The sequence below is a fragment of the Ruminococcus flavefaciens genome (assembly GCF_900119075.1).
GTDB lineage: Bacteria > Bacillota > Clostridia > Oscillospirales > Ruminococcaceae > Ruminococcus > Ruminococcus flavefaciens_Q.
In genome coordinates, this window is sequence record NZ_FPIP01000002.1 from 96,925 (window position 1) to 109,009 (window position 12,085).

General features: G+C 48.5%; 11 protein-coding genes. All 11 read right to left on the reverse strand.

The window, feature by feature from the left end:
• Positions 1–22: 22 nt before the first annotated feature.
• The gene (locus BT105_RS03255; RefSeq protein WP_072299400.1) at positions 23–280 is read right to left on the reverse strand and encodes a zinc ribbon-containing protein; all 258 of its coding nucleotides are present in this window, start codon (positions 278–280) and stop codon (positions 23–25) included.
• 11 nt (positions 281–291) lie between these two features.
• Positions 292–1,872 carry a lysine--tRNA ligase gene (lysS, locus tag BT105_RS03260; RefSeq protein ID WP_028516221.1) on the reverse strand — a complete coding sequence of 527 codons (1,581 nt, stop codon included), beginning with the start codon at positions 1,870–1,872 and terminating at the stop codon, positions 292–294.
• 17 nt (positions 1,873–1,889) lie between these two features.
• Positions 1,890–2,360 carry a transcription elongation factor GreA gene (greA, locus tag BT105_RS03265; RefSeq protein ID WP_072299401.1) on the reverse strand — a complete coding sequence of 157 codons (471 nt, stop codon included), beginning with the start codon at positions 2,358–2,360 and terminating at the stop codon, positions 1,890–1,892.
• Positions 2,361–2,574: 214 nt separating this feature from the next.
• On the reverse strand, positions 2,575–3,747 hold the full coding sequence (locus tag BT105_RS03270) for a S41 family peptidase (RefSeq protein ID WP_072299402.1): 1,173 nt from the start codon (positions 3,745–3,747) through the stop codon (positions 2,575–2,577).
• Positions 3,748–3,815: 68 nt separating this feature from the next.
• Complete coding sequence (locus BT105_RS03275) at positions 3,816–5,207, reverse strand: murein hydrolase activator EnvC family protein (RefSeq protein WP_177243917.1); 1,392 nt, start codon at positions 5,205–5,207, stop codon at positions 3,816–3,818.
• 90 nt (positions 5,208–5,297) lie between these two features.
• Complete coding sequence (ftsX, locus tag BT105_RS03280; RefSeq protein ID WP_072299404.1) at positions 5,298–6,209, reverse strand: permease-like cell division protein FtsX; 912 nt, start codon at positions 6,207–6,209, stop codon at positions 5,298–5,300.
• Positions 6,206–7,204: a cell division ATP-binding protein FtsE gene (ftsE, locus tag BT105_RS03285; protein WP_072299405.1), complete on the reverse strand. Its 999-nt coding sequence runs from the start codon at positions 7,202–7,204 to the stop codon at positions 6,206–6,208. The genes ftsX and ftsE overlap by 4 nt, the downstream gene beginning before the upstream one ends.
• A 68-nt stretch (positions 7,205–7,272) precedes the next feature.
• A complete protein-coding gene (locus BT105_RS03290; RefSeq protein WP_019680782.1) occupies positions 7,273–8,358 on the reverse strand; it encodes a helix-turn-helix domain-containing protein in 1,086 nt (361 codons plus the stop codon).
• A gap of 228 nt (positions 8,359–8,586) precedes the next feature.
• Positions 8,587–10,356 (reverse strand): arginine--tRNA ligase, encoded by a 1,770-nt coding sequence (argS, locus tag BT105_RS03295; protein WP_072299406.1) that lies wholly within the window; start codon positions 10,354–10,356, stop codon positions 8,587–8,589.
• A gap of 23 nt (positions 10,357–10,379) precedes the next feature.
• Positions 10,380–10,802: a YwiB family protein gene (locus BT105_RS03300; protein ID WP_028516228.1), complete on the reverse strand. Its 423-nt coding sequence runs from the start codon at positions 10,800–10,802 to the stop codon at positions 10,380–10,382.
• A 32-nt stretch (positions 10,803–10,834) separates the two neighbouring features.
• Entirely contained in the window at positions 10,835–11,908 is a 1,074-nt protein-coding gene (locus tag BT105_RS03305; protein ID WP_072299407.1) for a D-alanine--D-alanine ligase family protein, read from the reverse strand.
• Between the last annotated feature and the right edge of the window lie 177 nt (positions 11,909–12,085).

Sequence of the window (12,085 nt, forward strand, 5' to 3'; positions counted from 1 at the left end):
CGGCAATTGCCGCCCGTATGGTTTATTCTTCTAAATCCTTTCCGCAGTGGGGACACTTCGGACCGCAAATTTTTCCGGGGTGATAACCGCAGTGCGGACAGCGTACTAAAGCTAAATTTACGATAATACCTGCCACAAAAACAGCTATAGCAATAATAATTACCAGCATTGCCATTGGCTTGTTATCCAGAAAGAAAAGGGAACAAAATCCGATAGCTAATCCGATAAACATTATAAGAACTGACAGCCATGCTGTTTTAGTAGGTGATCTCTTTTTCATACGTAAGCTCCTTAGTTAAGGCTTTTAAGTGTGGGGAAGAGAAGTACGTCTCTGATAGAAGCGCTGTTTGTGAGAAGCATTACCAGACGGTCGATACCGTAGCCGATACCGCCCGTTGGAGGCATACCAATTTCAAGAGCATTGAGGAAGTCCTCGTCTGTGCGGTTAGCTTCTTCGTCGCCCTGACTAAGAGCTTCTTCCTGAGCCTTGAAGCGCTCGCGCTGGTCGATAGGATCGTTGAGCTCAGAGTAAGCGTTGCACATCTCACGGCCTGTGATGAACAGCTCGAAACGCTCAACATAGTCGGGAGCGTCGGGCTTCTTCTTGGTAAGAGGAGATATCTCTATCGGGTGATCCATGATGAATGTAGGCTGAATGAGGTGCTCCTCAACGAAGGTCTCGAAGAAGAGGTTGAGGATATCGCCGCGCTTGTGGCGAGTCTCATACTCTACGCCCTTTTCATCAGCTATCTTGCGTGCTTCCTCGAGAGTCTTTATCTCGTTGAAGTCAACGCCCGAATACTTCTTGACTGCGTCTATCATAGTGAGACGCTCGAAAGGCTTGCCAAGGTCTATCATGTGCTCGCCGTAAGGAACGCAGGTAGTTCCGCATACCTCCTGAGCAACGTGACGGTACATATTCTCTGTAAGGTCCATCATACCGTAGTAGTCGGTATATGCCTGATAGAGCTCCATAAGTGTGAACTCTGGGTTATGACGGGTGTCAACGCCCTCGTTACGGAAAACTCTGCCTATCTCGTAAACTCTTTCAAGACCGCCGACGATAAGTCTCTTGAGGTAGAGCTCAAGGCTTATACGGAGCTTAACGTCCTCGTCGAGAGCATTGTAGTGTGTCTCGAAAGGTCTTGCAGCTGCTCCGCCTGCATTGGATACCAGCATAGGAGTCTCGACTTCCATGAAGCCCTGATCGTCAAGGTAGCGGCGGATAGATGAGATTATCTTTGAGCGCTTGATGAAAGTGTCCTTTACCTCGGGATTGATAACGAGGTCGAGGTAGCGCTGACGGTATCTTGTATCGGTGTCCTTGAGTCCGTGCCACTTTTCGGGGAGAGGAAGGAGGGACTTTGTAAGGAGGGTGATATTCTTGGCGTGGATAGAGATCTCGCCCTTGCGAGTCCTGAAAACATATCCCTCAACGCCGATGATATCGCCGATATCCCACTTCTTCTTGAACTCCTTGAAGAGGTCTGCGCCAACGTCGTTTGAACGAACGTATACCTGTATACGGTCGGACTTGTCGCGGACGTCGATGAAGTTAGCCTTACCCATATCTCTCCAGCTCATAATTCTTCCTGCGATACGGATAATATTCTCGTTGAGCTTTTCAAGCTCGGCAGTTTTCTTCTCCTCGTCGTCGCCGCAGGCAGCAAGTATCTCAGCTTCCTTTGCTTCGTACTCCTTCTTGTAGTCGGCAGCGTGACCTGTTACGTCGAACTTTGTGATGACGAAGGGATCGTGTCCCAGCTCGCGGAGGTCAGCCAGCTTGTCGAGTCTGTCCTTCTTTAATACGTTTATATCCTGAGCAGGCTCTTCCTCAGCCTGAACAGGTGAATTTACCTGATTTTCGCTCATTTTATGCGTCCTTTCGATTACTTGGAGATCTCTACGACCTCGAACTTCAGCTCGCCTGCGGGAGCTTCAACGATGAAGATATCGCCGACTCTCTTTTTCATAGCAGCCTTGCCGATAGGAGACTCGTCTGAGATAAGTCCCTCGCGTACATTAGCGTGGTTAGTACCAACGATAGTGAAGGTCTCTATCTTGCCTGTATCAAGGCGCTTAATGGTTATCTTGGAGCTCATACCGATCTCGTCAACGGAGATACTCTCGTCGTCAACGATCTCAGCGTTGTCGATAGTATACTGGAGTTCCTGAATGTGAGCTTCGAGGATAGCCTGTTCGTTTTTAGCCTCATCGTACTCAGCGTTCTCGGAGAGGTCTCCGTAGGAACGTGCAACTTTAAGTCTTTCAGCGACTTCCTTACGTTTATTGATCTTAAGGTCATCGAGTTCAGCGACGAGCTTGTCGTAGCTTTCTCTGGACATCTTCTTTGTAGCCATATCAATGCACTCCTTTATATTTGATAAATAAATAGCATTACATAATATTATACTATATTACGCTGAAAAAGTCAAGTGTGGATTAGAATTAAGAGCTAAGAACAGGATTAGAATTAAGAGCTAAGAATTAAGAGCTAAGAACTAAGAGCTAAGAACTAAGTCTGTAGGGGCAGTAAATCAAAAGGGCGGATAATATCCGCCCCTACAAAACTAATTACTGCATAATTTCCTGACTTATAGTATCGACAGCCGCCTGAAGCTGCATATCGAAGCCCTCGGTGTCGCCTTTTTCGGCAGCCACATCGGGGACAAGTCCCACGCCGTCGTAGCATTCGGATACCGCAGTCCTGTATTTAGCTACGGTAAGAACTACAGCGCCGTTGTTGTTGAACTCGGTGGTCTTCTGCATAACGCCCTTGCCGTAGGTCTTTTCGCCTACAAGCTTAGCTCCGCCGAAATCACGGAGGGAAGCCGCAAAGAGCTCCGCCGCGCTGGCAGTGTTCTTATTGACGATGACCGCCATTGGCACATCGAGCTTTGTATCGTCGGAGTATATAAGCGTCTCGCTGTGACCGTCCTTATATTCCGCAGTAGCGATAACTCCCTCGGGGAGCAGAGGATCGAGACAGTCCGAAAGCATATCCACCATGCCGCCGCTGTTGTCGCGGACGTCGAATATAAGCGCCTTAGCGCCGTTTGAGGTGAGTCTTTCGAGGGTGTCCACAAACTGCTGAGGAGTGTTCTTCTTGAAGTTGTTTATCTCGATATAACCGATAGTTTCGTCAAGCATTTTTCCGCTGACGGTAGTTACCTCCATAGAGCGGCGTGTAAAGGTATAATCCCTGTCTATGCCGCCTCTGCGGACAGTGAGCTTTATCTCCGAGCCCTCGACGCCTCGCATAGCCTCAACGGACTCGTCAAAGCCTGCCTCAAGAACGTCGATACCGTCGATAATGGTGATTATATCGCCCTCGCGGAGACCTGCCTCCTCAACAGGTGATTCGCTGTTGATACCTGCGATACGGATATAGCCGCTTTCGTCCTCGTCAAGGATAAGACCGAGACCGATGAGCTGTCCCTCGTCCTCACTTTTTTCCTCGAGGTATTCCTCTTCGGAGAGGAATTTCGAGTACTCGTCGTCAAGTCCCGAGATATAGCCCTTTAGGATACCGTCGCTGAGCTTGTTCTCGTCGATATCGCCGAGGAAGTTCTCGCGGACGTAGGAATCCAGACTTTGCAGCGAATTGTACTTCTTTGCCTTTTCGTTTACGTCAACTACCTTGGTGTTGAAGCTTTGCAGCGAGAAAAAGGAAGTCAGTATAAACGTTACCGCAGAAGCGATAGCGATAAGGCTCAGCGCCAGACCGAGACTGATTTTCTTATTCATATTATCATCGCTTTCTGACAAAAATTCGGGCAGTTGCTTGAACTGCCCTGAATTATCGTTGTTATATTTTACGGACTAACGTAGCCCAGAGGATCAACACGGTTTCCGTTCACACGTACCTCAAAGTGGAGGTGAGCGCCTGTTGACCAGCCTGTAGAGCCGATGTAGCCGATAACATCTCCCTGATTTACATACTGACCTACAGAAACACAAGCAGAAGCAAGGTGTCCGTAAACTGTAGAATATGTACCGTCGTGAGAGATAACGACATAGTTTCCGTAGCCGCCGCCGCAGCCGCAGCTTCCGTTCTTAGCGTAGTCGTGAGTGCATGAGTTGCATACAGTGATGACAGTACCTGACTTTGAAGCGCAGGCTGCACCGCCGTGGATACCTGCGTCACCTACGTCTATACCGCCGTGGAATGAGCCCCATCTCGGACCGTAGTAGCTGGAGATATAGCAGAATCCCGGTGCAGGCCATGCAAATCCCGAAGCAGAAGGTGCAGGGATATATGCGGGCTGCTGATAATCAACAGCAGTATAAGCGCTCTGATAACCGCCCTGTGGAGCCGCAGCCTGTGCAGCAGCAGCTCTTTCAGCGGCAAGTCTTGCCTGCTCAGCCTCATATGCAGCTTGTGCAGCAGCAGCCTGACGAGCGATCTCAGCCTGGATCTCAGCGTCGAACTCAGCGTTCATAGCTTCGAGCTCACGCTTCTTTTCAGCTGTCATAGCTTCTTCCTGAGAGAGACGGTCTATCTCGTTCTGAGTCTGCTGATATTTCTCATTGAGAACAGCAATTTCAGCGTCCTTTTCTTCCTTACGCTTCTGCTGCTCATCAAGCTTCATCTCAAGAGCAAGCTTTTCGGTCTCAAGGTCTTTCTTTGACTGTTCCATCTGGTCGATATCGCTGAGGATATCGTTTATGAGCTCCTCGTCATAGGAAGCGATACGATTTACCATTTCAACTCTCGACATCATATCATAGAAGCTTGATGTGCCGACTACGACTGTAGCGAGGTTGTCGTTTCCTGTAACGTACATAGCGCAGAGGCGCTGCTTGAAGAGCTCGACATTAGCGTCGATCTCGTTCTGCTGGTCAATGATAGACTGGTCGAGGTCGGCGATATTGTTCTGGGCAGTGTCGATGTCTGCGTTGATATTGTCAAGTTCCTTGTTGAGAAGGTCGATATTAGCGCTGATAACACTTATCTGCTCGTTGAGTACCGACTGGTACTGCTGCTCCTCAGCCTTGTTGCCTGCAAGGGCGTCAAGCTGATTCTGGAGCTCGCTGATCGTTTCCTTATTAGACTTGATCTCTTCCTGCATTTCTGCAATAGTCTTAGCGTATGCGTTGTTTGATCTTTTTCCCTCATTTACGGGGACGAATGTGATAAATGCTGCGGCGATTGCTGAGCTTGTCACAAAGGATATTACCTTCTTGAACATATGTAGCTTTTCCATAATTAAGCTGCGTAACGGACAGTTGCTTGCTGTCCGAGAGCACACTCCTTTCATAGTAAAATTCATATTGTCGGGTTCACTTTGAGCATATCATACATCAATATGTTTTCTTGTGCTTACTACACTTCCGAGAGCGCCTATGAGAGCGCCTGCGACGAGGTAAGCAAGGATAACGATGAGCTGTATCTTATCGAATGGGATAAGGCTGCTCACGCCGAATGTATTCATCAGCATACCCTGTTCCTTTATCATGTTGTAAGCCGAGCTGTAAATAGCCCATGTTATGAAGTAAGCGCCTGCGCCTGCGAAGAAGCCCGTTACCATGCCCTCAACGAAGAAGGGGAGTCTGATAAAGGCGTTTGTAGCGCCGACATACTTCATTATCTGTATTTCCTCACGGCGGGCAAAAACGCTTGCCTTTGTGGTATTGGAAATGATTATCATCGAAACAACTGCAAGAGCTGCGATAATAGCGCCTGCAATGAGAGATACTACCTTTCTGAGCTCTCTAAGGAACTCGGCTACCTGCGGTGAAGCAGATGCGCTCTGGATATTAGCGAGAGCGCCTATCTTTTCGGTAGTCTCGGTTATCTTATCGGTGTTCTTGACAGTCACGCTGAAGCCGTCAGGCATAAAGCTTGCGTCATCACCGATATAATCGTTGAATATCTTCTCGGCATTCGGAAGGCTTGCCTTCTGTCTTGCGAGAGCGTCCTCCTTGGACACGAATTCCACCTTGTCGATATTGGGGAGAGCCTTTATAGCTTCCTCGGCGGCAGAATTCTGCTCCTCGGTAGTGCCGACGTTCATGAGGACAACTACCTCGTTCTGGCTTCCCAGACCTTTTATCATTGAATTGAGGTTTATATAGAACAGACCTGCTATTCCGACAAGGAGAAGAGAAATGAGCAGAACGCAGAAGGTAGCGAATGCCATCATTTTATTCTTCCAGATATTTTCCACGCCCTGATCGGCGAGGTATCTGATACCGCTTAGTTTCATTCCGCACCCCCTTCAGTTTTTTCTGTGAGTGCGGCGAGCATTTCCTGCGGAGTCGGCTCGTCTGATTTCGGCTTGGGAGTTATATCGACGTCGATATTCTCCTTTACGGGCTTCATGAGCTCCTTTTCGGGAGCGTCGGGTATACCGCCTATAGCCGATATTATATCATCAGCGGTCATATTCTCGATAGGGAGGTCGATAGCCTCCTCGGTATTGACCATTTCTGCGGCTTCCGTATCCTCGGCAGCCTCGGCTTCGCTGATAGCGGCAGCCATAGCCTCGGGAGTTATCTCGCTGTCCATATCCGGGATAAGCTCGTCTCCCGTACCTGTGATGACCTCGTCAAAGACGATCTCACCCTCGGTGATGTTGATGATACGTCCGCCGAAGTGACGAACCAAGTCGTGCTCATGGGTTACCATGAGTATTGTCGTACCCTGATCGTTTATGCCCTTGAGCAGCTCTACTATTTCGTAGGAGAGCTCGGGATCGATATTACCCGTAGGCTCGTCGGCGATTATGAGCTGCGGATCGTTTACCAGCGCACGGGCGATAGCCACACGCTGCTTTTCGCCGCCCGACAGCTCGTCGGGGTAAGAATTTGTCTTGGCGTGGAGTCCTACAAGACTGATAACGTAGGGGACTCTCTTGCGTATGTACTTGATAGGAGCGTCGATAACTCTGAGAACGAATGCTATGTTCTCGTAAACTGTCATTGACGGTATCAAGCGGAAGTCCTGAAATACAAAGCCGAGAGTACGGCGGAATTCAGGTATCTTGCGTTTTTTGAGCTTATTGAGGTTATAGCCGTTAACGGTAACAACACCGCTTGTAGCGTCTATCTCCTTCAAAAGCAGTTTTATCATAGTACTTTTTCCCGCACCTGATGAACCTACAACGAAAGCGAAGTCGCCGTCGTTTATCTTCAGACTGACGTTGTTCAAAGCGTCAACGCCGCTGGAGTAGGTCACGGATACGTTTTTAAGTTCTACCAATGGGTTACACCTACCTTAATCTGTAAGGGGCGGCAGGACCGCCCGAAGTTCGTCAGCTGTAAGTGCTATCAGAACTTGACAGGATTAGCGGACAGGTACTTCTTTACCATGAGAGCGATCTTGAATATGATAGCGTGATCGAACTCGCGGAGGTCAAGACCTGTGAGCTTCTTGATCTTTTCGAGTCTGTAAACAAGAGTATTTCTGTGAACGAAGAGCTTTCTTGATGTTTCTGAAACGTTCAGGTTGTTCTCAAAGAACTTCTGGATAGTAAAGAGTGTTTCATGGTCAAGAGACTCAATGCTGCCAACCTTGAATACCTCGTGGAGGAAGGTCTCGCAGAGAGTTGTTGGGAGGTGGTAGATAAGACGAGCGATACCGAGGTTATCGTAGCTTACGATTACCTTGTCTGTATCGAATACCTTACCGACCTCAAGAGCCATCTGAGCTTCCTTGAATGAACGTGCAAGGTCCTTGACGCCGACAACGGCTGTACCGATACCAACGTTTACTCTTGTATAGAACTCACTGCTGAGTGTATCAGCGATAGAGCGAGCAAGCTTTTCGAGATCCTTTGAGTCAACAGCGCTCTTGAGCTCCTTGACGAGGACGATATCAGTCTCAGTGATATTGAAGACGAAGTCCTTGTTCTTGTCAGGGAAGAGGTTCTGTATAACATCATATGCGGAGATATCGTTAGCTGAGATTATTCTGATAAGGAATACAGCACGGCTGATCTCGGCATTGAAGTGGAGCTCTCTTGCCTTGATGACAATATCTCCGGGGAGAACATTGTCGAGGATAACGTTCTTGATGAAGTTGTTTCTGTCATACTTCTCGTCATAGTACTGCTTGATATTTGAAAGTGCGATAGCAAGAATGCTTGCATATTTAGCAGCAGCGTCGTCTACGCCTTCAACGAAAACAGCGTAGTCGGGCTTTACTCTTGAACCGAATGGCTTATATGTGAAGCCGTCGCGGATAAAGATATCGTGTGAATCGCTGAGGTCCAGAGATACGAACTCATTAGTTGTTCCTACGCGAGTAAGGTCGCTGCAGGCAATGATCGTAGCTGTCTCGTCAACAACACCGATGGTAGCGTCGATAGAATCGCGCATCTGATGAACTAAACCCTGAAATAATCTGTTGGACATGATTTACATCCTTTCTCTTAATAAGATCTTATTTTGAGCGGACCTTCAAGGAGAGTCGGGGAGCGTTCGACTCCTCAACATATTACAAATTGTAACACATTTTTGGTCTGAATTTGTTAACAAACTGTTAACTCTCGTCTGAAGGCTCACAAACATGACTTGACAATATGTTGAATTTTGTTAACATTTACCAATGATGGTAAATTCTTTGTAACCGACTTGTAATTTTTACATCTTCTCGGGACGGTCGATATTGAGTATCTCCAGTGTGTTTCTCAGTACCTGACGTACTGCAACGCTGAGGAGGATACGTGCGTCCCTGAGCTGTTCTGTCTCGGCGTTCTTTACGCTGCAGGCGTCATAGAAGCGGTGGAACAGAGTTGCAAGGTCGATAGTGTACTTGGTGATTTTTGCGGGATCGTAGGTCTTAGCCGCAAGGTCTATCTCCTTCGGAAGTGAAGCAAGATGACGGATAAGCTCTATCTCGCGGGGATCGGAGAGAAGGTCAAAGTCTGCTGATGCAGGCACGTTGATACCCTCGTCTGCCAGATTGCGGAGCATACTGCAAATTCTTGCGTGTGCATACTGAACGTAGTATACGGGGTTCTGTGAGGTCTTTTCGATTGCCAGACCGAGGTCGAACTCAAACTGTGAATTTGCCTCGCGGAGATTGAAGAAGAATCTCGCAGCATCTATCGGTATCTCGTCAAGGAGAGTTACCAGTGTGATAGCCTTGCCGCTTCTCTTTGAGAGCTTTACTGTCTCGCCGTTGCGGACAAGTCTTACCATCTGCATAAGAACTACATCGAGCTTTGTCTCGTCAACGCCGAGAGCGTTGAGAGCGGCTTTGAGCCTCGGAACATAACCGTGGTGGTCTGCACCGAGAACGTTGATAGCCTTATCGAAGCCTCTTGTTACCAGCTTGTTGTAGTGGTAAGCGATATCGGGAACGATGTATGTGTAAAGACCGTTGCTTCTCTTGAGCACGAAGTCCTTGTCCATGCCGTATTCCGTAGCCTTGAACCATATAGCGCCGTCCTGCTCGTAAGCCTTTCCTGCCTCCATGAGCTTGTCAACTACCAGCTTTGTCTCGTTCTTTTCGTGAACTGTGCTCTCTCTGAACCAGTTGTCGTAAACGATACGGTACTTTTTGAGGTCACGTTCCAGACCTGCTATATTAATAGGAAGCGCATAGTCAACGAGAGCCTTGCGGCGCTCTGTCTCGGAAACGCTTTCCATAGCCTTGCCGTTTATATCGTAGAAGTTCTTGGCGTGTTCGATGATATCGGTGCCGAGGTAAACGTCCTCGGGCATCTGGAACTCTCCGCCTTCGCCGCTGCCCTCATAGATAACGGAGCAGAGCTTGTCGGCGTCGTCCTTGTACTGAGCCATGAGCTCCTGTCCCTTTGGCGAGCAGAGCTGTAAGTATCTGAGCTCCAAGGACTTTCCGAACTTTTCTATCTGATTGCCTGCGTCATTTACGTAGAACTCACGCTCTGCGTGATAGCCTGCCCACTGGAGCACGCTTGCGAGACAGTCTCCGATAGCGCCGCCTCTTGCATTACCGATATGCATAGGACCTGTGGGGTTTGCGGAAACGAACTCAACGAGGACTTTCTTGCCCTTGCCAAGCTCGGTCTTGCCGTAGTCGCCGCCCTCTTCAAGAACGTTGCGCACTACGTCCGAGAACCAGCTTCTTCCAAGGAAGAAATTGAGGAATCCCGGTCCTGCAACCTCTGCCTTCTCGAAGATAGTGCCCTCAAGGCTGAGTTTCTCACAGATGAGCTCTGCTATCTTTCTCGGAGGCATTTTAAGAGCCTTTGCGCATACCATAGCGGTATTTGCTGCGAAATCGCCGTGTGACTTATCCGCAGGTATCTCGATGTTGAAGCTCGGCAGCGGAACTGCCGGGATAGTTTCCTCGGATACCAGAACTCCGAGAGCGTCCATGATTATCTCACGGAGACGCAGGGAGGCGGAATTGATAAGGTCTGACATTTTATCTATCCTTTCTTTCGGGCTCAGTTCTGAGCCTGTACTGTCATTATTATCTCGTTATCTGAAAGATACGAGGAATTGAGGTCAAGTGTATACTTCATATACAGCCTGCCGTTTTCGGCAAGAGTATTCTCTATAGCGTGGGTGTAGACGCCTATCTGCAAGTTGCCGTAGGGAGTGCCGTACTGACAGAAGTGCTTTCGTCCTATCTCCAGAGAGAGTACGGAATTTGCCGTGCCCTCACGGGTAATGGAGGCGTTCTTGCAGTTGTCCACCTTTATCGTAGTGACAGAGCCCTCGAAGCCTGTAGCCGAGGTGTCCTCATAGGAGATTATATCCCAGCCGTTTTCACGGGTGAGACTTGCCTTGGTGAGCAGCTCGGTCTCGCTTTTCTCGTTCTCCTGCCACTGTATGCTCGTAAGAGAGATCAAAACGTTATTTTTCAATGTTATCTCCTTAAATATCTTTTATCTCAGGCTCAGTATGTCCTGTCGGCGTTTTCGATAGCCTGTTCCAGCAGCATATCTATGAGATCCTCATGCTCGTAGCCCAGCTGCTCCATGAGCTTTGAGAAAACGCTGTTCTGTCTGAGTCCCGGCATAGTGCCTATCTTGTTCAGCAGGAGCTCTCCGTCCTCGGTGAGGAAGAGGTCAACTCTTGCGAAGCCCTTGCAGCCCAGAGCCTTGAACGCAGTAACAGCTATCTCCTTAGCCTTGTTTCTTATTTCGGGAGTTATATCCGCAGGGATAGTGAGGTCGTCTCCCGAGCTTACATTGAAGTTGCTCGGATCGTACAGCTTGTCATCGGCGATTATCTCTCCGATAGGCGAGCAGACAGGCGTATCATAGCCGTAAACTGCCGCTTCAAGTTTTCTTGCCTTGACGTATTTCTCAACTATGACCTTGTTGTCGTTGGAGAAAGCCACCTTTACAGCCTTGATGAATTCCTCGGGGCTGTTTACGAAGCTTATGCCCTGATTGCTGCCGCTGTTTGCAGGCTTTACAACTAAATTGCAGCCGAATTTCTCAGCTATCTCGGCACATCTCTTGTCGAGGTCGTTCAGTTCGCGCTGAGTTATGAGCTCCCATTCGGGAGTTTTGATATCGTAGTCGTCCATGACCATGTGTGTATGGGACTTATCCATGCACGAAGCGCAGGCGAGCACTCCGCTGCCCACATAGGGGATACCCGAAAGGTCGAGAAGTCCCTGTATCGTACCGTCGCCGCCGCGCTTACCCATGAGTATCGGCAGTACAACGTCTATTTTCTTGACTGAGGTCTTACCGTTTTCAATGGTGATTATGCCTCTGTGTATCGGATCGGGGGAAATGAAAGCCGAAGTGCAGTCTGTATTCTGCTCCCATGTTCCGTCAGCTATCTCCTCGGGTGAGCCGGGGAAGAACAGCCAGCGTCCCTTACGGTTAATTCCTATTGAGATAACCTCATAGGTGTCTCTTGGTATATTCTTTATGACCTCTGCGGCAGAAGCCAGTGAAAGGGCGTGTTCCCGAGCAGTGCCGCCGAAGATCACAGCCGCTTTTATCTTTGCCATATGCGTCTCCTTTATATATAGTACCCTGAAATTTCTGTTGTCATTTTCAAGTATCACTATATTTTATCATATTTCACAAAAAACTGCAAGTATTTTTTGCGGAAATGAAGAATAACACAGTGAAATTCGCAAGGATAGTACATTGCGGACAATTTTTAACACTCGGTTTTGTGCACA